At 32.1% G+C, this 20409-nt stretch carries 20 protein-coding genes and 1 tRNA gene; 11 read left to right on the top strand and 10 right to left on the bottom strand.

Going from position 1 to position 20409, the window contains the following annotated elements; all coding sequences use genetic code 11:
* A partial coding sequence (locus B4I81_RS08725) for a DUF4372 domain-containing protein (RefSeq protein WP_291109723.1) occupies window positions 1–130 on the bottom strand: 130 nt, incomplete at its 3' end.
* 98 nt (window positions 131–228) lie between these two features.
* Here B4I81_RS08725 and B4I81_RS08720 point away from each other — a divergent pair.
* From B4I81_RS08720 to B4I81_RS08700, 5 genes are all read left to right on the top strand, one after another.
* Entirely contained in the window at window positions 229–3090 is a 2862-nt protein-coding gene (locus tag B4I81_RS08720; protein ID WP_291109717.1) for a DUF7151 family protein, read from the top strand.
* 159 nt (window positions 3091–3249) lie between these two features.
* Window positions 3250–3993: a hypothetical protein gene (locus tag B4I81_RS08715; protein WP_291109715.1), complete on the top strand. Its 744-nt coding sequence runs from the start codon at window positions 3250–3252 to the stop codon at window positions 3991–3993.
* Between the two features lie 91 nt (window positions 3994–4084).
* Complete coding sequence (locus B4I81_RS08710; RefSeq protein WP_291109713.1) at window positions 4085–4573, top strand: T9SS type A sorting domain-containing protein; 489 nt, start codon at window positions 4085–4087, stop codon at window positions 4571–4573.
* Window positions 4574–5950, top strand: coding sequence for a hypothetical protein (locus B4I81_RS08705; RefSeq protein ID WP_291109711.1), 1377 nt, complete (start codon window positions 4574–4576; stop codon window positions 5948–5950). It begins immediately after the preceding gene.
* Window positions 5951–6382: 432 nt separating this feature from the next.
* Window positions 6383–9052 carry a CHAT domain-containing protein gene (locus tag B4I81_RS08700; protein WP_291109709.1) on the top strand — a complete coding sequence of 890 codons (2670 nt, stop codon included), beginning with the start codon at window positions 6383–6385 and terminating at the stop codon, window positions 9050–9052.
* 29 nt (window positions 9053–9081) lie between these two features.
* On the opposite strand, the gene B4I81_RS08695 is transcribed toward B4I81_RS08700, so the two are convergent.
* From B4I81_RS08695 to B4I81_RS08680, 4 genes are all read right to left on the bottom strand, one after another.
* Window positions 9082–9849, bottom strand: a complete 768-nt coding sequence (locus B4I81_RS08695) for a sulfite exporter TauE/SafE family protein (protein WP_291109707.1) — start codon at window positions 9847–9849, stop codon at window positions 9082–9084.
* Window positions 9850–9919: 70 nt separating this feature from the next.
* Entirely contained in the window at window positions 9920–11230 is a 1311-nt protein-coding gene (gene murA, locus B4I81_RS08690; protein WP_291109705.1) for a UDP-N-acetylglucosamine 1-carboxyvinyltransferase, read from the bottom strand.
* 8 nt (window positions 11231–11238) lie between these two features.
* A complete protein-coding gene (locus B4I81_RS08685) occupies window positions 11239–11940 on the bottom strand; it encodes a DUF4290 domain-containing protein (RefSeq protein WP_291109703.1) in 702 nt (233 codons plus the stop codon).
* A gap of 7 nt (window positions 11941–11947) precedes the next feature.
* A complete protein-coding gene (locus tag B4I81_RS08680; RefSeq protein WP_291109721.1) occupies window positions 11948–12232 on the bottom strand; it encodes a DUF493 family protein in 285 nt (94 codons plus the stop codon).
* Window positions 12233–12358: 126 nt separating this feature from the next.
* On the opposite strand from B4I81_RS08680, the gene B4I81_RS08675 reads away from it, so the two are divergent.
* The 5 genes from B4I81_RS08675 to B4I81_RS08655 all read left to right on the top strand — a co-directional run bounded on the left by B4I81_RS08675 (window position 12359) and on the right by B4I81_RS08655 (window position 16903).
* Window positions 12359–12898, top strand: coding sequence for an ATP-binding protein (locus tag B4I81_RS08675; RefSeq protein WP_291109701.1), 540 nt, complete (start codon window positions 12359–12361; stop codon window positions 12896–12898).
* Window positions 12899–12935: 37 nt separating this feature from the next.
* Window positions 12936–14822, top strand: a complete 1887-nt coding sequence (locus B4I81_RS08670) for a RecQ family ATP-dependent DNA helicase (protein ID WP_291109699.1) — start codon at window positions 12936–12938, stop codon at window positions 14820–14822.
* Window positions 14822–15769, top strand: coding sequence for a methionyl-tRNA formyltransferase (gene fmt, locus B4I81_RS08665; protein ID WP_291109697.1), 948 nt, complete (start codon window positions 14822–14824; stop codon window positions 15767–15769). Before B4I81_RS08670 ends, fmt begins: the two co-directional genes overlap by 1 nt.
* Before the next feature lie 176 nt (window positions 15770–15945).
* Window positions 15946–16221: an HU family DNA-binding protein gene (locus B4I81_RS08660; protein ID WP_073584108.1), complete on the top strand. Its 276-nt coding sequence runs from the start codon at window positions 15946–15948 to the stop codon at window positions 16219–16221.
* A 121-nt stretch (window positions 16222–16342) separates the two neighbouring features.
* Window positions 16343–16903: a YqgE/AlgH family protein gene (locus B4I81_RS08655; RefSeq protein WP_291109694.1), complete on the top strand. Its 561-nt coding sequence runs from the start codon at window positions 16343–16345 to the stop codon at window positions 16901–16903.
* Here the strand turns inward: B4I81_RS08655 and B4I81_RS08650 are convergent.
* Together B4I81_RS08650 and B4I81_RS08645 are read right to left on the bottom strand one after the other, a co-directional pair.
* Entirely contained in the window at window positions 16896–17735 is an 840-nt protein-coding gene (locus B4I81_RS08650; protein WP_291109692.1) for an aminotransferase class IV, read from the bottom strand. The genes B4I81_RS08655 and B4I81_RS08650 overlap by 8 nt on opposite strands.
* A gap of 50 nt (window positions 17736–17785) precedes the next feature.
* On the bottom strand, window positions 17786–18178 hold the full coding sequence (locus B4I81_RS08645) for an START-like domain-containing protein (protein WP_291109690.1): 393 nt from the start codon (window positions 18176–18178) through the stop codon (window positions 17786–17788).
* Window positions 18179–18333: 155 nt separating this feature from the next.
* Here B4I81_RS08645 and B4I81_RS08640 point away from each other — a divergent pair.
* Window positions 18334–18407, top strand: a tRNA-Met gene (locus tag B4I81_RS08640).
* Between the two features lie 865 nt (window positions 18408–19272).
* On the opposite strand, the gene B4I81_RS08635 is transcribed toward B4I81_RS08640, so the two are convergent.
* The 3 genes from B4I81_RS08635 to B4I81_RS08625 form a co-directional block, all read right to left on the bottom strand.
* A complete protein-coding gene (locus tag B4I81_RS08635; protein ID WP_291109688.1) occupies window positions 19273–19608 on the bottom strand; it encodes a hypothetical protein in 336 nt (111 codons plus the stop codon).
* A 70-nt stretch (window positions 19609–19678) separates the two neighbouring features.
* On the bottom strand, window positions 19679–20020 hold the full coding sequence (locus B4I81_RS08630; RefSeq protein WP_291109686.1) for a T9SS type A sorting domain-containing protein: 342 nt from the start codon (window positions 20018–20020) through the stop codon (window positions 19679–19681).
* Between the two features lie 54 nt (window positions 20021–20074).
* The gene (locus B4I81_RS08625) at window positions 20075–20341 is read right to left on the bottom strand and encodes a hypothetical protein (RefSeq protein WP_291109684.1); all 267 of its coding nucleotides are present in this window, start codon (window positions 20339–20341) and stop codon (window positions 20075–20077) included.
* Between the last annotated feature and the right edge of the window lie 68 nt (window positions 20342–20409).

Raw genomic sequence — 20409 nt, 5'->3', positions numbered from 1 at the left:
TACTCTTAAAACGCTTTATGTATCTATCAGAATCATGTTTGTTGACTGCTTCTTTAATTTTTTTATCATCGATTAAAGAAATCAGCTGTCCGAAAACAGATTTACTAGAAAAATAACTACTTTTACTCATCGTTTTTTATGTTTCACAACACAAATTTACGATTACTTTAAAGAAGCCATTAATTTGGCTTCTTTTTTATCGGACAACAATGATAAATTAATTAAAAAATGAAAAAGATACTAACAATATTAACATTATTTATAGCAACTCTTGGATTTACACAAAATTCAGGAATTACTTATCAAGCTGTTATTTATGGTCCTAATGGACAACAATTACCAGGTGCAAATAACCAACAATACATTTTGGCAAATAAAACCATTTGTTTACGATTTAGTATTATAGACCACCAAACACAAACAGAATACCAAGAAACAATTGTTACCACAACAGACAAGTTTGGTATGGTTAATTTACTAATTGGTACAGGAAATCAAGTAAGTGGTTATGCAACTGGGTTTAATGGAATTTTATGGAATATAAATACAAAAAGTTTAAAAGTTGAATTAGATGCTAGTCAAAACTGCCAAAATTTTACACAAATAAGTAACAATGCATTTACGTATGTTCCTTTTGCTTATTATTCTGCAAATCCAGGTAATCCTGGTCCTCCAGGAGCTCAAGGCCCAATTGGATTAACAGGCGCAACTGGGCCACAAGGAATTCAAGGGGAACAAGGGCCGATTGGTTTAACGGGTCTACAAGGAACACCAGGTATAAATGGTACTAATGGAATTGATGGTGCTACTGGCCCACAAGGAATTCAAGGAGAACAAGGTCCAATAGGTTTAACAGGACCTCAAGGCCCACAAGGTATAGCAGGAACTAATGGAACTAACGGAGCTGATGGAGCAACTGGTCCAGCTGGTCCTCAGGGTCTAATTGGATTAACAGGAGCAACTGGTCCTCAAGGAATTCAAGGAGAACAAGGTATAGCAGGAACTAATGGAATAAACGGTGCTGATGGCGCAACGGGTCCTGCTGGTCCTCAGGGTCCAATTGGATTAACAGGAGCTACTGGTCCACAAGGTATTCAAGGCGAGCAAGGTCCTATAGGTTTAACAGGAGCTACTGGTCCTCAAGGGATTCAAGGGGAACAAGGGCCGATTGGTTTAACGGGTCTACAAGGAACACCAGGTATAAATGGTACTAATGGAATTGACGGTGCGACTGGCCCACAAGGAATTCAAGGGGAACAAGGACCAATTGGTTTAACGGGTCTACAAGGAACACCAGGTATAAATGGTACTAATGGAATTGATGGTGCTACTGGCCCACAAGGGATTCAAGGAGAACAAGGTCCAATAGGATTAACAGGACCTCAAGGCCCACAAGGTATAGCAGGAACTAATGGAACGAACGGAGCTGATGGCGCAACGGGTCCTGCTGGTCCTCAGGGTCCAATAGGATTAACAGGTCCTCAAGGTCCTCAAGGCCCACAAGGAATTCAAGGAGAACAAGGTCCAATAGGTTTAACAGGACCTCAAGGCCCACAAGGTATCGCAGGAACTAATGGAACGAACGGAGCAGATGGAGCAACTGGTCCATCTGGCCCAATTGGATTAACAGGAGCAACTGGTCCTCAAGGAATTCAAGGAGAACAAGGTATAGCAGGAACTAATGGAACGAACGGAGCAGATGGAGCAACTGGTCCTGCTGGTCCTCAGGGTCCAATAGGATTAACAGGTCCTCAAGGTCCTCAAGGAATTCAAGGAGAACAAGGTCCACAAGGTATAGCAGGAACTAATGGAACGAACGGAGCTGATGGAGCAACTGGTCCTGCTGGTCCTCAGGGTCCAATTGGATTAACAGGAGCTACTGGTCCACAAGGTATTCAAGGCGAGCAAGGTCCTATAGGTTTAACAGGAGCTACTGGTCCTCAAGGGATTCAAGGGGAACAAGGGCCGATTGGCTTAACTGGTCTACAAGGTCCTCAAGGTATAGCAGGAACTAATGGAATAAACGGAGCTGATGGAGCAACTGGTCCTGCTGGACCTCAGGGCCCAATTGGATTAACTGGAGCAACTGGTCCAGCTGGTCCTCAAGGAATTCAAGGAGAACAAGGACCGATAGGTTTAACAGGAGCAACTGGTTCACAAGGTCCAGCTGGAGCTAATGGAATTGACGGCGTAAATGGAACCAACGGTGCAAATGGTTTATCTGCTTATCAAGTTTGGTTAAATCTTGGCAATATTGGTACAGAAGCCGATTTTATAACATCCTTAACAGGCCCTCAAGGAGCCAACGGTCTTGATGGTAAAAATACTTTAGTAAATACCACAACAGAACCAGCAGGTACAAACTGCGTAAACGGAGGAACTAAAATTGAAGTAGGTTTAGACGCGAACAACGATGGTGTGTTGGATGCTAGTGAAGTAAATGCTAGTTTAACAAAATATGTTTGTAATGGAAATGGTAGTAATTCTAGTGCAATACCAAATCAAGGGGTTAGAATTGGGTTTGATTCAAGTACAACATGGACATGTCCGGCAGATGTAACTCAAATTACAGTAGAATTGTGGGGAGCTGGTGGCGGTCCCAGCGGTGTTGTAGCTTGTTTAAGTACTAATAGCGCCGTCGATATGACAGCAGCTAAAAGGGGTGGAAATGGAGGTTATTTGAGGCAAACAATAATAGTTGTACCTGGTACCAGCTATAATATTATTATAGGAAATGGTGGTGAAAAAGGAGTAAATGGATCTGGATCTCCTGGCAGTAGCAATATATGTTCTGGCAATGGTTCGGCCGGAGGAAGTTCTAATTTTAATAATATTCTATCTGCTTCTGGTGGAGGTGGTGCTGTCGGAGGTTGTAGAAATATTAGTGGTAATTGTGGTTATACAGTCGTAACTTCTAGTGCTAATGGTACAGATGGTCAAATAATTAACTACCCAACTCAGTATGCTACACGTAATTATATTCCAACTTATTATTTAAATCAAAGACCAATTCCAGTCGCTCAAGGGGGGGCACCGACCCTAACCAACTCTTCATTAGGCGAAAAGGGATATTGTGTAATATCTTATTAAATTTTAAAAAAATTGCAATTAAAAAAGATGGGGCTTATGATGGAAGAACCGCTGCGGGTAGACAGTCAAAAGGAATAACAAATAAACCCAAAACATCAGTAGCAAAAATGGAGCAAGGGTTGAAAAACAATAAAAAAAGTGGTAAATAAACCTAGAAAAATGAAAAGAGAAAATAAAATTTTTAAAAAAGAAATATTTTTACAAATAATAATACCTTGTATAGCTGTAATTTTTTTAGTGTTATTATTGTCTAATGTTATAGATTTTTTTACTTTCAACCGGAATTATTTTACTACAGATGTTTTACAATTAATTTCTACAATAATTATTGCATTTGTTGGTGTTTATCTTTATTTTGAAAAAAACAGAGATCAAGAATTAAATTATTTGGAGCTTAATTTAAATACCATTCATGAACAAGAATATTTAAAAATTCGAACAGAAGTAAATAACCAAACTTTTTTTGATAGAGATATAGTTTTTGCTTGTTTGTTTATTTCAAAATCTGAATCAGGATTTTTAGAAACTATTAATAAAGAACTAAAATCCAATTTTAAATATACTAATAATATCATTGAACTATTACATAAAGAAGCAGTAGTTACTAAAAATTTTGCTTTTATACCTTTGCCATATTATTATTTTGAAAATGTAAAGGTAGGAAACGAGAAATTAATCTTTGAAGTTACAATAGCAACAGATGAAAAAAATGATATGATGAATTTTTTTGATGTTCGTTTTTTTGTGTTTAGAAAATCAAATGAATTGAATCCATATCATAGATCTGTTTCGTGTAGTTTTGGTATTCATGGCGATTTGAATTTGAAACATTTAAATTTTAATCTAAATAGAAATTATTCAAAAACTAATAATTCTACTAATAAAAAAATAACATCTAATTAAGGTAAACAAACAATTTTGATTACTTATTCTAGAGAAAATAATTATCGAGTAAAATTTATAAAAGAATAATCAAAATATAAAGTTCATCAATATGAAAATAAATAAATATTTAAAAACTTTTGTATTAGTAACACTTTTCTGTAATGGATTGCTGTATTCACAAACCATTTCAAAACAAGTAATTAGTAGTGCAGGTCAAACAAATACAGTAAGTAACCTACAATTAGCGTGGACAATGGGCGAACCCGTTGTTGGATTAATGTCATCTGGTAGTAATCAATTGGGTAATGGATATTTTCCGTCTTTAGATTTAACTTTATTGAGTACAACTAATCCTGAATTAAATCCCGAAATTGTAATTTATCCAAATCCAACAACACAGTTTGTAAAAATAAGTGCTCCAGAAAATCAAAAATTTAATGTATTACTTTTTGATGTTTCTGGTAAACTGTTATTAGAAAAAAAATGTACTGCAAATGAAAACATTGATGTTTCTAGTTTAGCAGTTGGTTCCTATATATTTCAAGTTATTGAAACTACTTCCTTAAAACAAAATTCTTATAATTTAATAAAAAAATAGATGAAAAAATTAATTACATTTTTTGCTTTATTGTTTTTCATAACAATTTTTGCACAAGCGCCGCAAGGCTTTAATTATCAGGCAACGGTAAGAAATAATACGGGTGCATTAATTGTAAACCAAAATGTGTATTTCAAATTTAATATTATACAAGGTTCTTCTACAAGTTTACCTGTTTTTACAGAAACACACTACGTTCCTACAGACGAGTTAGGGCAAGTAAATTTAGTTATTGGCCAGGGTACGGCAAGTTTAGGCACTTTTGCAACTATAGATTGGTCTTTAGGAAATTATTATTTAGGTATCGAATTAAATACAGGTTCTGGTTATACGGCTATGGGTACAACACAATTATTGAGTGTGCCGTATGCATTGTATGCACAAAACGCGGGTAATGCAACAACTCCAACTATACCAAGTTTAGCATCTGTGTTAGCTGTGAACAATAGTGCAAATAATTTAGTGATAACCAATGTAGCAAATCCTATAAACAACCAAGATGCAGCTACTAAATCATATGTTGATACTCAAATTACAGCAAACGCCATACCAAACGGAACAAGTATTGGGGATTTATTATCTTGGAACGGTACAACCTGGCAACCTCTTGCAAACGCAACTGCTACAGGTGGTAAAACTACCATTTACATAACGGGTAACATTACAAATGCTCAAGCTGCACAACAAATAGCGCAACAAGCAGGTCCGAATACTGATTTTATAATTATTCGAAACACCACTGGTTTAACAGAGATAAATATTAGTGGTTTGACTGATATATTAAGCATAAGTATAATGAACAATACTAATTTACAAAGTGTAGTTTTTAATGATTTAACTGAAGTGATTTATGGAAAAGTTTATTTTACGGATAATAATGCATTAGAAAATGTTTCTTTCCCTAATTTATTAAAAATTGCAAATGATGGTTTTTCTATTCACAATTGTAATAATTTAAATACATTAAATTTGCCATTATTACAAGAAGTTTATCCAGGATTAGCTATATTCTCCTGCAATTTAACACAGTTGTTATTACCTAATTTAATCAAGGGTGATATTTATGTTAATGGAAATATCAATTTAAACCAAGTAAATTTAAACAGTTTTCAGGAAGGGAGCATTACTATTACGGGTTCACAATTAGCTACTATTTCCTTACCCTCATTAGTTCGATGTGGAAGCTTAGTTTTAAGCTATGGTAGTTTGTCATCTTCTACTGTAAATAGTTTGCTAAATCAATTTTTAAACATTTTACCTTCAAGTGGGAAATATCTTAATTTATCTTTTCAAACACCTTCTGCGCCACCAACTGGTCAAGGGTTAATTGATAAACAAACTTTGATAGATAACGCTAATACTGTAACAACTGATTAAATTTCAGTTTTTTCAAAAGAATAATATAGCTGTCTCATAAAAATGAAGATGGCTATTTTATTTATACTTAGCCCTAAACCAAACCTTTCATTTGTTATTCGTGTTTTAATTGCGGAGATGATTATCCTGATAGGAAGGGTATTTTCGTCATCGTGAAGCAGGGACAATTTTTATGTACAGACAAAGACAAGATGTTCTAAAAGTTGCTGTAGATAGATATTGTTGTTCGGAAAGATGCGCAATGCCCTATAATTTTTAGTTTTTTAGTTAAGTTCGTAAGGACATCGCAAGGTGTCCTTTTTTTGTGAGGTTGAGATGAGATTCCTTCTCAGTCGGAAGGGCAAACGGTGGTGAAGAGTTCGTTTACAAAGTTGTAGGTAAAGGATATTTTCACTATACTTGTATGCACCTTTTCACAATTTTTTTTAATCTATGAAGTTTTTCATTGCTGCTTTTTTGCAGTTCCTTCCTTTTTTGGTTACAGGCCAATCTTCGCTCCAAAAAGCGCAAGATTTTTTAGACCGCTCCGATTATCGGCAAGCGGTTCCTTTGTATGAAAAAATAACAAAGGAAGCGAAACTAAATCAGAACTTGGATTTGCAAGTCACTGCTCAAAACGGTCTTGCGGATTGTTATATAGATTTGGGCGCTACTTATAAAGCGATGGCTATTCTGAAACAGAATGTCATTTTATTAAACAAGGTAACCTCCAAAAATTACTTGCTGTTTGCAAAAACCCATCAGTTGCTTGCTATTTGTTATGATAAGTTATATTTAACAGAAGATTATGTAGTGGAATGCCATACATTTTATCGCTATTATAAAAAAGCTGCACCAGAAAAAGAAATTTATAAGGCGCTTTATTATGCTTATTTAGGTAGGTATTATAATATGCGGTATTTAATTGATAAAGCCTATTACTACACTAGTAGAGCATTAAAAATTTATCACAAAAACAAGAAGGAGCATTTGATAGATGATTATATTTTTTATAATGCTCATATGTTTACTATTAGAAATTACAAAGAGAGCTTAGAAAATAGATTTAAATACTTAGATAGTCTTCAATATTTTATTCATAAACGATATCCCTACGATAATTTAAAAAAATCTAGATTATTTGTATCTGTTGCCGCTTTAAATTTAGATTTGGCAAGTAATAATCTTTTTAATACTGATAAAATAGATTATAAAACAGGTAACTTTAATGCGAATAAAGCTATAGCCTTATATTCGAAAGGAATAGCTATTAACAATAAATTAGCTGGTTATTATTATGAGCCGTCTTCACACTTAAACTCCTTGAGGGGCTTGATGTATTTTTATAAGAAAGATTATGTCAAAGCTCTTGAAAATTATGATGAAGGCATTAAAAGATTAATAATTCCAAGTGATTTAGAGAAAAGTAATTATAACAATAATGCTGCATTACTTGGTTTACTTAATTGGAAAGCTTGGTGTTTAGATGAAATGTATATTCAAAAAAAAGACACCAAATTGTTATACGAGATAGAAAAAACTTTGCTATTAGCTGAAAAAATTTGGCAAGAATATACTAATAATAGTATCAAAAACATTAAGCAATATCATACTAACATTTATTATAATTCTCCACACAATAATTTAGTTAAAATTTATTATAAATTAGTTTTAGCTACAGGAAATAGAAAGTTCATAGATTTATATTACGAATATGATCAGAAATCTAAATACACCGCATTATTAGAAACATTATACAAAGAAAAAGAAAAAAATAATTCAGTAAAAAATAATTTTACTAGCAATGCCATATATATAAGTTTAGAAAACTTATTTTTAAATATAAATGATAAGATTCCTCAGGATCTTTCCAAGAAGCAATTTGAAAAAGAAGCTAAAAAAGAATTAACTCTTTACACTGAAAACAACCCAAATTTATTTAAAAAAAATATTCTGTCATTAACTGAAGTTCAAAATAAACTTAATGAAAATGAAATTATTCTAAGCTACAACTTTACTGGTAATCAAAACAATTATCGAGTTCTGGTCTTTATGATTTCTAAATATCGAACTAAGATAATGGCACTTAATAACGAAAATGATTTGCAAGTTGATAATACTAAAGTCGGTAATATATTAGAAAATCTTCAACAAAATTTGATTTCAGAATATAAAAGTGCCGCTTATAATTATTATTATGATTATTTTAAACCTATTGAAAAGTATTTTCCCAAATCAACTACACATATTCAAATTATTCCAAACGCTAATATTGCCAATCTCCCCTTTGATATTTTATTAAGCGAGAAGAATGCATCGAATGATTTTAATCAGTTGCCTTATTTAGCAAAAAAATATGAGTTTAGTTATGGGCTATCTTCTTCTATTTCCGATATTGTTGATCAAAACGCTACAAAATCGGATATTTTTTCTGTTTTTAGCCCTAGTTTTCATACTAAAGATTTGGCTAAATTATCAAAAACAAATAAGGAGTCTAAAGTAATTGCAAATTCTTTTAACGCAAAATTATTTCAAGGAACAGAGGCAACCAAAAAGGCATTTTTAAACCAAATAAAAAACAACAGAATGGTTGCTTTATTATCGCATGGAAATGCTTCTGATGATGAACTTGAATCGAATAAAGGAATTTATTTGTCGGATGGTTTTTTGAGTATGAATGAAGTGTACAATTTAAAAGCTAATTGCGATTTTCTTCTTTTAGGGGCTTGTGAAACCGGAGTTGGCTATAAATCAAGAGAAGGGAATATCAATTTAGCGAGAGCTTTTACTGCTATTGGGGTTAAAAGCATGATGCTGGCTTCTTGGAAAATAGATGAGAAAAGTTCCTTACAAATAATCAGTTTGTTTTTAAAGTATTTAGATGCAGGATATACTAAGTCTGCAGCGCTACAAAAAGCAAAGTTAGACTATTTGGCAACAGCATCACCGAGAATGGCTAATCCGTTGTATTGGGCTGGGTTAAACATTACAGGCAATAATGAAACGATTCGATTGCAACAACGTAATTATTGGTGGTGGGGTTTTGGAGCAATTTCTGTTTTTATGGGAATTGTACTTTTTATATATTATAAGTTCTATTCTAAAGGTGCTAAAAAAAAATAAAGGAAGCATTTCAATAACAGAAGTGCTTTTTATTTCAAAAACACATCATATCCAAAACGTAACAACGCTAATCCCACCACAATTAAAAAGAAGATTCGAATAAATCCGTTGCCTTTAGAAATGGCCAATCTTGCGCCCAACCAAGAACCAGCAACATTACAAATTGCCATAGGAATAGCAATCGTCCAAATGATTTTTCCTTTCAAAACAAACAGCGTAATGGAACCAAAGTTAGTAGCCAAGTTAACTAGTTTTGCATAGATATTGGCTTGCAAAAAATCGAAACCTAGTATGGCTATAAACGCCATAATTAATAAACTTCCTGTTCCAGGACCAATAAAACCATCATAAAAACCTAAAAAAACACAAATTATACTTCCGTAAATATAAATTTGCCTAGTAGTTAATTTATCAATTTGAAATTGACCAAAATCTTTTTTGAAATAGGTATAAAGTAATAGTAAAAGTAAAACTACAAAAAGTAAAGGTTTCATGAAATCATTTTGCATAACATTAAGCAAACTCGAACCTAAATAAGCAAATGTGAAAGAAACAATTGCTAATACTAAAAACAACTTCCAATTGACTTTTGCTGATTTCAAATAGTGATACGTTGCCATGCTTGTTCCACTAAACCCTGGTATTTTTAGCGTTCCAATAATGGAAGCAACAGGTACATTAGGCAATAAAATTAAAGCGGCTGGAGTTTGAATTAAACCACCGCCACCCACAATAGCATCAATAAAACCAGCTACGAAGGAAGCAATGCAGAGAAAAATGATGATGTAGGTTTCCATTTTTTAGTAATCAGTCCCAGTGTTCAGTCTCAGTAACGTTGCTTACTGCGACTGAACACTGAACACTAAATTATACTCTCACAATATTAGCTCCTAACGCTCTTAATCGTTCGTCGATGCGTTCGTAACCTCTATCAATTTGTTCGATATTTTGAATAGTTGAAGTTCCTTTTGCTGTTAAAGCAGCAATTAATAAAGATATTCCGGCTCTAATATCTGGCGAACTCATTGTTGTTGCTTTTAATTGGGATTGGAAATTATGTCCCATAACCACTGCTCTGTGTGGGTCGCACAACATAATTTTGGCTCCCATGTCGATTAATTTATCCACGAAGAACAAACGGCTTTCAAACATTTTTTGGTGAATTAACACATCGCCTTTTGCTTGTGTACAAACCACCAAAACGATACTTAACAAGTCCGGTGTAAATCCTGGCCATGGTGCATCTGAAACCGTTAATATAGAACCGTCGATATCGGTTTTAATTTCGTAACCCTCTTTATGAGCTGGAATGTAAATATCATCGCCTTTTCTTTCTAAAGTAATTCCTAATTTTCTGAATACGTTTGGAATTTGACCTAAGTTCTCCCAACTTACATTTTTAATCGTAATCTCACTTCTTGTCATAGCCGCAAGACCAATCCAAGAACCAATTTCTACCATGTCAGGTAAAATTCGGTGTTCGCAACCACCTAAACTTTCAACTCCTTCAATGGTTAATAAGTTAGATCCTACGCCTGAGATTTTAGCTCCCATAGAATTCAACATTTTACACAATTGCTGTAAGTAAGGCTCACAGGCTGCGTTATAAATAGTAGTGGTTCCTTCGGCTAAAACGGCAGCCATTACAATATTAGCCGTTCCTGTTACAGAAGCTTCGTCTAACAACATGTATGCTCCTTGCAATCTTCCATCGATTTCCACTCCGTAGAAATGGTCTTCTCTTTCATATCTAAATTTAGCACCCAAGTTAATAAAACCTTCAAAGTGCGTATCTAAACGACGACGACCAATTTTATCGCCTCCTGGTTTTGGAATATACCCACAACCAAAACGCGCTAATAAAGGTCCTACAATCATAATGGAACCTCTTAAACTTCCACCTTCTTTTTTAAAAGCTTCTGTTTTTAAGTAATTTACATTTACCTCATCGGCTTGAAAGGTGTAATCACCAGGTCCATTTTTTTGGATTTTAACTCCTAAATTACCTAAAAGCGTAATCAATTTGTTAACGTCAATGATATCCGGAATATTCGTTACTCTTACTTTTTCAGAAGTTAACAAAACAGGACATAACACTTGTAGCGCCTCATTTTTAGCGCCTTGCGGTGTAATTTCTCCTTTTAATGCTTTTCCTCCTTCAATTTTAAATGTTCCCATGTAACTGCCTATTTTTTAAATGTATTTTTATTTTGATTGTTTTTATTCATGTGCCCTTTATTGTTATTATTTTTCTTAACAATACCAGGTTTATTAGAACTAAATTGGGTTTTATTGGATACTTTCTTGTTCACTTTCATTAAATCGTGAGTGTTCGAAAGCTCTTCGTTTGATTTGGAAAGATTTAATTTTCCTCCTGAAAGTTCTAATAAGTGTTCAAAAATTACTTCATCGGTTACCGTGTCTTTGTTCCAACTCAAGTAACATTTTTTCATATGATTCGCAATAACTAAAACTAAAGCATTTTTTAATTCGCTTTCTTCCCAACTGTTAGCTACATCAATCATGTATTTGATGTTATTTCCATAAAAACGATATTTAGGAAAATTTTGAGGATATTTTAAACGTTCTGGTTTTTGCGTTAAAATATCTTTTGATGGAATTGGATAAGGAGAATCAACATCCAATTTAAAATCAGACATAATAAACAATTGATCCCATAATTTATGTTGAAAATCCAATACATCACGTAAATGTGGATTCAAAGAACCCATTACCGAAATAATGTATTTTGCTGCTTTATTGCGCTCGTCACGATCTTCAATAGCCGTGGCTTGATCAATTAATTTTTGCAAATGTCTACCGTATTCTGGAATAATCAAATGCGGACGTTGCGAATTATATTCTAAATTACTTACTTGTTCTTGCATGTTTGTTTTATAATGAAATGATACCTTCTATATCAGATACTTCAATGTATTTATCAATTACACTTTGAGGGTTAGGCATATTTACGCTTACCGATACACTTGTAAATTTACCTGTTTTTGATTGTTGTGTAGTAATAACAGCTCCCATGTTATTAAAAGCTGCTTCTACTTTTGCAATACTATGAACATTAGAAGGCATGATAAATTTATATAAATACTCTGAAGGCCAAAGCGTTGAATTTGTTAATTCTTCTTTTAATCTAATATAAAAATCTTCTGTTTTCTTATCCATCATCATTTCTTATTTGAATTAGCAAATATACTTTTTTATGTTCAGAATTGTAATGTAGTAACTTATAAATTTTAAAGTTGATTAGATTTTTAAAAAAACTTACTTTTGCGCCTTAGTATTTTTAAGATGAATAAAGAAATTGTGGTTTTAATTGGTGGACCAAGCTCTGGAAAAACCACCTTAATAGAAGCATTGAAAGAAAAAGGACACACTTGTTATCCTGAGATTTCGCGTGAAGTTATTCGTGAGGCTCAAGAACAAGGAATCGAGCAATTGTTTCTAGAAAAACCCCTTTTGTTTAGCGAATTACTTTTGGAAGGCAGAAAAAGACAATTCAAAGAAGCCTTAAACGAAGAAGCTAATATCGTTTTTTTAGACCGAGGCATTCCAGATGTTTTGGCGTATATGCATTACATTGGCGATTCGTATCCTGCATTTTTCGATAAAGCCTGTCAAGACCACAAATATTCGGCAATTTTTGTTTTACCTCCTTGGGAAGAAATTTATGTGAGTGATGCCGAACGCTACGAAAACTACGAGCAAGCCGTTTTAATTCACGAACATTTAATGGAAACTTACAAGAAATACGGCTATTCGATTACAGAAGTTCCAAAAGATACGGTTGAAAATCGTGTTGATTTTATTATGAAACATCTTGTTAAATAATTTTTTTATAATTTAGTGTTTCTAAAAGTCCTTTTTCATGTCGAAACCCATACAAATTCTAAAAAAATACTGGAAACACGATAGTTTTAGAACACCACAAGAAGCAATTATTCAATCGGTTTTAAGTGGTAACGACACCTTTGCACTTTTACCAACTGGTGGCGGAAAATCGGTTTGTTTTCAAATTCCGGCTATGATGCTAAATGGAATTTGTTTGGTAATTTCGCCTTTGATTGCTTTGATGAAAGACCAAGTTCAGAACTTACAAAGCAAAAACATCAAAGCCATTGCATTAACGGGTGGTATTTCGCAAGATGATGTTATTGACATTTTAGACAATTGTCAATTTGGAAACTATAAATTCTTATACCTTTCACCCGAACGTTTGCAACATGATTGGATTGTTGAACGTTTAAAACAATTACCCATTAATCTGATTGCAATTGATGAAGCGCACTGTGTGAGTCAATGGGGACATGATTTTAGACCTGCGTATTTGAAGATTTCAGCTTTAAAAACACACTTCCCTTCTACTCCGTTTTTAGCTTTAACGGCTACTGCCAACAAAAGAGTTCAGGAAGATATTTGCACGCATTTAGCATTGGTAAATCCGAAAATTTTTACAAAGTCATTTACTCGTAAAAACTTAGCTTATCATGTGATTAAAACAGAAGATAAACTGTTTAAAATTCAGCAGATATTATCAAAAAATCCGCAATCTTCTATAATTTATGTTCGTAATCGTAAATCGTGTATTGAAACTTCGCAACAGTTGAATCAATTGGGATTTACTTGCACGTTTTATCATGGCGGATTACCCGCAAAGGAGAAAGAAAAAAACATGCAATTGTGGTTAGAAAACAAAGCGCAAGTTATAGTTGCTACAAATGCTTTTGGAATGGGAATTGATAAACCCGATGTAAAAACGGTAATTCACATTCAACTTCCAGAAAATCTTGAAAATTACTATCAAGAAGCTGGAAGAGCAGGTAGAAATAGTGAAAAAGCATTTGGGATTATCGTTACGAATCCTTCTGATATTGGCTACACCAAGGCTCAATTTATTGATGTTTTGCCAGATAAAAAATTTGTAAAAGACGTTTACATCAAATTAAACAACTACTTCCAAATTGCTTATGGCGAAGGTTACAATGAAAGTTTTACTTTCAATTTGAATCAGTTTAGTATGCAATATCAATTTCCGGTAATCAAAGTGTTCAATAGTTTGCAGTTTTTAGACCGACAAGGGATTATCACTTTCCAAAGTGAATCTAGCGAAAAAGTAAGTTTACAATTTATTATTCCAAGTAAAGAAGTGATTCGTTATGTTAGTTTACACCCACATGACGAACCCATTATTACTGCAATCTTGAGAACCTATTCTGGAATTTTTGATATTGAAACCACTATCAATCCTCACTTAGTTGCCAAAAAAGCAAGTACCTCAGAGAAACGAGTAGAAGAAGTAATTGACAAACTAGCCACAAGTGAGTGTATTATTTTACATGCCAAAAACAATGATAGCTCGATTACGTTTAATGAAGCTCGAGAAGATGATTTAACCATCAATCGTGTGGCGAAGTTTTTAGAACATCAGAATAAATTAAAAGAAGAGCAATTTCAAAGCGTAGTGAATTACATTACGAATGAAACTACTTGTAAAAACAAAATGTTATTAGCCTATTTTGATGAAATTTCGAAAGAAGATTGTGGCATTTGTTCCTATTGTACTTCTAAAAAAAAAATGACACCCATTGAAATAACGCAATCGATTCTTCAATTATTAGAAAAAAGTCCATTAAGTTCAAGAGAAATTGAAAACCAACTGCACATTTCTACAGAAGCGACTATCTTTGCGATTCAATTGTTGCTAGAAAACAATCGAATCAAAATCAATTCAAACAATCAATATTACCTTATATAATGGAAAAACTTAGAATTGTATTCATGGGAACGCCCGATTTTGCCGTTGGGATTTTGGATACTATTTACAAAAACAATTATACTATTGTAGGTGTTATAACCGCTCCCGACAAACCAGCGGGTCGCGGACAAAAAGTAAGCATGAGTGCGGTTAAAGAATATGCGCTAGAAAAAAACTTACGTTTGTTACAACCTACCAATTTAAAATCAGAAGAATTTTTAGCTGAATTAAAAAGTTTAGAAGCAAATTTACAAGTTGTTGTAGCGTTTAGAATGTTACCAGAAGTGGTTTGGAAAATGCCAAAATTTGGAACATTTAATCTTCACGCTTCTTTGTTACCGGAATACCGTGGGGCCGCTCCTATTAATTGGGCTATTATTAATGGAGAAACCAAAACGGGAGTTACATCCTTCTTTATTGATGATAAAATTGATACAGGTGCGATGATTTTAAGTAAAGAGACTGAAATCGGAGTCAACGAAACTGCTGGTGAGTTACATGATCGTTTAATGCATTTAGGGAGCGAGACAGTTTTAGAAACTTTACAATTAATAGAATCAGGAAAAGCAACCACTACTTTACAAGAAAACAATCCAGATGTTAAAACCGCATTCAAACTAAACAAGGATAATTGTAAAATTGATTGGATCCAATCTGGTAAAACGATTTTTAATTTAATTCGAGGTTTATCCCCTTATCCAGCAGCTTGGACCTATATTAAAGACGGAGAAAACGAGTGGAATGTAAAAATTTACTTGGCAAGTTTTGAAGAAAAGGCACATTCGGAAACTATTGGAAAGATTACAACTACCAAAAAAGAGATTTTTGTGATGGTAAAAGATGGTGTTGTTAAAATTGAAAGTTTACAATTTCCAGGAAAGAAAAGAATGTTGGCACATGAATTATTAAACGGGGTTAAGTTATCTGAAAATGCAATAGCGCTTTAAGCCCTGAAAACACTATATTTGAGCGTGAAATTCAAAAAAACAAACAATGTTATTAACATTTAGTCTAATTTATTAACATTTTAGTCGAAAAACAAGTCGAATACTTGCGTAGTTCAACAATACCGCTAAATTTGCTATAAATAATTAAGTTTAACCAATTATAAATAACTTTAATCATGAACAAATCAGAATTAATCGATGCAATGGCAGCTTCTGCTGGCATTACAAAAGCAGCTGCTAAATTAGCTTTAGAATCATTTTTAAGCAATGTTGAAGGAACTTTACAAAAAGGTGGAAGAGTATCTTTAGTAGGTTTTGGTTCTTGGTCAGTATCTAAAAGAGCTGCAAGAGATGGAAGAAATCCTCAAACAGGAAAAACTATCAAAATTGCTGCTAAAAACGTAGTAAAATTCAAAGCTGGTGCTGAATTAGAAGGTGCAGTAAACAAATAATATTTTTGTTACCATAAAATAGAAGTCCCGATTAATATCGGGATTTTTTTTTGCACTTCAACGAGATTTTTTTGAATCTTTAATTTTTTTTGGTAACTTTAGGAAATAAACTACAGAAATTATGATATCAACTTTACCCAAAAAAGGTCATTTGCTAATTGCAGAGCCTTCAATTTTAGGCGATGTTTCTTTTAATCGCTCTGTGGTCTTGTTAGCAGAACATAATAGCGAAGGCTCAATAGGTTTTATACTAAACAAACCTTTATCCTATAACATCAATGATTTGATTCCCGAAATTGATGCTACTTTTTTAATCTACAATGGAGGTCCTGTAGAACAAGATAATTTGTATTTCATTCATACCATTCCAGATATAATTCCAAATAGTATCGAGATTTCAAATGGGATTTATTGGGGTGGCGATTTTGAAACTACCAAACAACTTATAAATAGTGGTAAAATTTCAAAAAATCAAATACGGTTTTTTCTTGGCTATAGTGGCTGGAGTGTTAATCAATTGGAAATGGAACTTCAAGAAAATGCATGGATTGTTACCGAAAACACACTTAAAAACAAACTACTATCTAAAGCAAGCACCTTATTTTGGAAAGAAAAAATTATTGAACAAGGCGGTGAGTATGTATTATTTTCTAACGCTCCCGAAAATCCAATGCTTAACTAAGTCGAATTTGAGCATTTAATCTTTTCAATACTTCTGCAGTAAATTCAATTCCATATTCCTTTTTACGGTATTTGGTAATGGGTTGAATTCCTGAGATTACATTTGTTAAAAACAATTCATCTGCTTTTTGAAGATCGAAAGGAGAAATTGAGGTTTCTTTTACTACAATCCCTTCGGTTTTTTTCAAGATTTCCAATACTTGTTTACGCATAATTCCGTTCAAGCAACCATCAGAAACCGGAGGCGTCACTACAACATTTCCAGTTTTCATAAACAAATTACTCTGCAAAGCTTCTACTACATTCTTTTCATCATTTAAAATTAAACAATTATCATAACCATTTTCGTCTGCAAAAATACTCCCTGTAATTTGAATCATTTTATTATTCGTTTTTAAAGAGGAAAGCAATTGTTTAGAAATATAAAAATCCTTATATAATTCGACTTCATAATTTTCTTTTCCGAGCACATATAACTCAAAATTCAATGGAGATGCCGTCACTATAAATTTTACTTTGCGAGATTTTGGCAAATAAAAACCTTCTGAATCTCTGTAAACCGAAAAACGAACACGATATGAATTGGCAATATTTAGCGCCTGAACCAAATTTACTATTTGGGATTCAAAATATTCCATGGTAAAATTCATTGGAATTTCCATACGACAAATACGCATAGAAGCCATCAATCTAAAATAGTGATCTTCAAGAAATAACACTTTATTATCCAACACTTTAATGGTTTCAAAAATGCTATCACCAAATAAAAATCCTCTATTATTTTCAATTGAAATTGAACTGTTTTCCTGAATATTTCCGTTAAAATTTACCATAAAAAAACCCGACTTTAAATCGGGACAAATATAGTTTATATTATTGAGTTTTAAACTGAACCCAACACATGTTTTAAATCGGAAATTTGATTTTCCCAAAGCAGTTTTGATTCTTCCAATTCATCAGCGAAAGCAAAATCTGAAACAACAATAGAAACGTCTTTAGTGATTTCATCTTCCATTATTTTCATTTCGAAAAAATAATCTGTTTCATTTCCATCCTCATCTAACCACTTAAATTTAATTCTTTCACCTGATTTTTTTGAAGCTAATCTTGCTTTTTCTTCAGAGTCATCCCAAATAAAAGTAAAAAATTCACCTCTTGAATTTACATTATCAGCAAACCATTCTGATAGCCCAGAAGGAGTAGAAATATATTGATATAGTAATTGTGGTGAAGATTGTATAGGAAATTCTAATTCGTATTTTACTTTTACACTCATAGTTCGTTTTAATTTTTCAGTTTGGAAATATATACAGAATTAATCGAATAAACAAAAAAAATATTTTAATTTATTTTAGTCAAAAAATATTTGCAAAGAAAAGAATTAGTTTTATATTTGCACCCGCATTCAGCAAGGATGTGAGACCAACATTTGGCGAGGTAGCTCAGTTGGTTAGAGCGCAGGATTCATAACCCTGAGGTCACGGGTTCAACTCCCGTCTTCGCTACGAAAAACAAGTGTTTTAAAATCAACGGATTAGTGTTTACTAATCCGTTTTTTTATGCCAAAAATTTCACGATATTTGAAAAATGAACACGGTTTTGAACACGATTTTAAAGAAAAAGAACACTCTCTTACTTATATCATTTTAAATATTTGGACAAAAAAAGACTCGCTTTAAATGATAAATTCATTTCTTACAACATTATAAACTTGTAAAAGAAAATCGCATACGATTCAAGGTATTTATTAAAAAGAGATTAAAATTAACAGAAACCTTAAATTACAAAAAATCCCTGAAGTTTAAATAAAATTAAGAAAGGAATATCAATATACTTCCTTAAGATGTATATTGGTTAGAAAGATAAGATTTTGAAGAAGAAGAAACCGAAACAATTTGAAGAAATTTAACTAATTGTAGTATTTTTAAAATTTAATTTCACAAATAAGCAACATAATTTAGTGTTCTTTTAATTACTTATTTTGAAATTGTTATTGATTTTATTCTAAAATCAGATGAATTACTAAATTGTATATAAAGTTTTTTTATTATCTGTTCCTATGAATTTTGTTATATCTTTTTGAAAACGATAAATATCTACATAAAAGATATTTTTCGTTCTTTTCAAAATTTTCTTGAAATATGGATTGACAATTACCACTTTTAGGTTGAGTACACCAGCATCAAGCAATCTGAAATATGTAAAAAAATCGTTATATTCATACACTAATACATAAACACTAAATTTTTTATCATAATTGTAAATTTTAAATGTGTCAATTTTATAACAAATTTTTGTGTTGAAAATTTCGAAATAGTCAGAATGAATTTTAATTGTATCTCTATTATCAATAATATAAAAGCTCATAAATCAACTAATAATTTCATTTATCAATAAAATAATTTCTCGTTTGTGTAGATTTAAATTAATTGTTGGAAAAACAGTCTTTGTATTAGAAAACACTTCAAGAAATAAATGATTCTCATATAGAACAATTATATTCTTATTAACTTCAAAATAATCTATAAAATCTATAATATTAAATTCGTTATAATAAACAAAAAATATATAATCAAAAGAGCTTAAACTTACATTTGGGAAATAGTTTTTTTTTATTCTTGTAACCTGAATTTCTTCTGACTCTATATTAAATTTGATTAATCGATAAATATAATTTTTATCATCATATACTAAAATCTTTCTCATAAACAATTATTAAAACAAAAAGGCTATAAAAAAAATTTATTAATCAAACCAAAATAACAACTATAAAAATTTAATTTATTATGATTTTATCATTTGTAATTAATCCATCAATAGTTTTAATTTTTACAATGTATAAACCAGTACTTAAATTTGACGTGGAAATGCTTATCTCAGAATTGAAATCTAAATATTTATTTGAAATAACAAGCTTTCCTGTTGTATCGTATAATTCAAAAGAAATGATTTCTTTTTTTTCAGGGTTAATTATTTTCAATAATTCTAAAGTGGTATCTTGAAAAACTTGCAAAATAGAATGTTCTTCTTGGGGTGATGATAATATATCATTCGTGGTATTAAATGTAATCTCAAATCTAGTTTTATTATCACCAGCGGGTAAAGTTACCTCAAACATATGGTCTTTAATATCATAATAAATATTAGTTTCCTTATCATGAATGTAAACTTTTTAGCTACTATCAAAGCCATATAAAACATCAACTACTTTTATTTTGAAATTTGTTTGAGCTTGACATCTAAATCCTACAGGTATTCTTTTATTTATATCAAAGTTTGTAACATTAATTATAAATTCTTTATCTGAATCATTTAATATGTAATAAAATTCAGCAGATTCTCTTGATGATGAAACACCATCAAATCCATAATCAAATCCATCGGTCGTATTGGAATCAAAACCTAGTGTAGTTGGTCTTATTCCACCATTATTATACATAGCATGAATTCTCATCTGAGGTACAAAACCCTCTTTCTCCGCTGAATAGCTTATCAAAAGTTATCAAA

Origin of the sequence: Flavobacterium sp. UBA6195, from assembly GCF_002422095.1 — a bacterium.
Lineage (GTDB): Bacteria > Bacteroidota > Bacteroidia > Flavobacteriales > Flavobacteriaceae > Flavobacterium.
Note: the sequence above shows the minus strand (reverse complement) of the source record. Positions and strands in the feature narration are given on the sequence as shown.

What these genes read in the sequence shown, in the direction of transcription:
- B4I81_RS08710 (WP_291109713.1), top strand. Translation starts at nt 4,085, where the DNA reads ATGAAAATAAATAAATATTTAAAAACTTTTGTATTAGTAACACTTTTC.
- B4I81_RS08625 (WP_291109684.1), bottom strand. Translation starts at nt 20,341, where the DNA reads ATGTATAATAATGGTGGAATAAGACCAACTACACTAGGTTTTGATTCC.
- murA (WP_291109705.1), bottom strand. Translation starts at nt 11,230, where the DNA reads ATGGGAACATTTAAAATTGAAGGAGGAAAAGCATTAAAAGGAGAAATT.
- B4I81_RS08700 (WP_291109709.1), top strand. Translation starts at nt 6,383, where the DNA reads ATGAAGTTTTTCATTGCTGCTTTTTTGCAGTTCCTTCCTTTTTTGGTT.
- B4I81_RS08705 (WP_291109711.1), top strand. Translation starts at nt 4,574, where the DNA reads ATGAAAAAATTAATTACATTTTTTGCTTTATTGTTTTTCATAACAATT.
- B4I81_RS08630 (WP_291109686.1), bottom strand. Translation starts at nt 20,020, where the DNA reads ATGTTTGAGGTAACTTTACCCGCTGGTGATAATAAAACTAGATTTGAG.
- B4I81_RS08650 (WP_291109692.1), bottom strand. Translation starts at nt 17,735, where the DNA reads ATGGTAAATTTTAACGGAAATATTCAGGAAAACAGTTCAATTTCAATT.
- B4I81_RS08635 (WP_291109688.1), bottom strand. Translation starts at nt 19,608, where the DNA reads ATGAGAAAGATTTTAGTATATGATGATAAAAATTATATTTATCGATTA.
- B4I81_RS08660 (WP_073584108.1), top strand. Translation starts at nt 15,946, where the DNA reads ATGAACAAATCAGAATTAATCGATGCAATGGCAGCTTCTGCTGGCATT.
- B4I81_RS08655 (WP_291109694.1), top strand. Translation starts at nt 16,343, where the DNA reads ATGATATCAACTTTACCCAAAAAAGGTCATTTGCTAATTGCAGAGCCT.
- B4I81_RS08670 (WP_291109699.1), top strand. Translation starts at nt 12,936, where the DNA reads ATGTCGAAACCCATACAAATTCTAAAAAAATACTGGAAACACGATAGT.
- B4I81_RS08645 (WP_291109690.1), bottom strand. Translation starts at nt 18,178, where the DNA reads ATGAGTGTAAAAGTAAAATACGAATTAGAATTTCCTATACAATCTTCA.
- fmt (WP_291109697.1), top strand. Translation starts at nt 14,822, where the DNA reads ATGGAAAAACTTAGAATTGTATTCATGGGAACGCCCGATTTTGCCGTT.
- B4I81_RS08685 (WP_291109703.1), bottom strand. Translation starts at nt 11,940, where the DNA reads ATGCAAGAACAAGTAAGTAATTTAGAATATAATTCGCAACGTCCGCAT.
- B4I81_RS08720 (WP_291109717.1), top strand. Translation starts at nt 229, where the DNA reads ATGAAAAAGATACTAACAATATTAACATTATTTATAGCAACTCTTGGA.
- B4I81_RS08715 (WP_291109715.1), top strand. Translation starts at nt 3,250, where the DNA reads ATGAAAAGAGAAAATAAAATTTTTAAAAAAGAAATATTTTTACAAATA.
- B4I81_RS08675 (WP_291109701.1), top strand. Translation starts at nt 12,359, where the DNA reads ATGAATAAAGAAATTGTGGTTTTAATTGGTGGACCAAGCTCTGGAAAA.
- B4I81_RS08680 (WP_291109721.1), bottom strand. Translation starts at nt 12,232, where the DNA reads ATGGATAAGAAAACAGAAGATTTTTATATTAGATTAAAAGAAGAATTA.
- B4I81_RS08695 (WP_291109707.1), bottom strand. Translation starts at nt 9,849, where the DNA reads ATGGAAACCTACATCATCATTTTTCTCTGCATTGCTTCCTTCGTAGCT.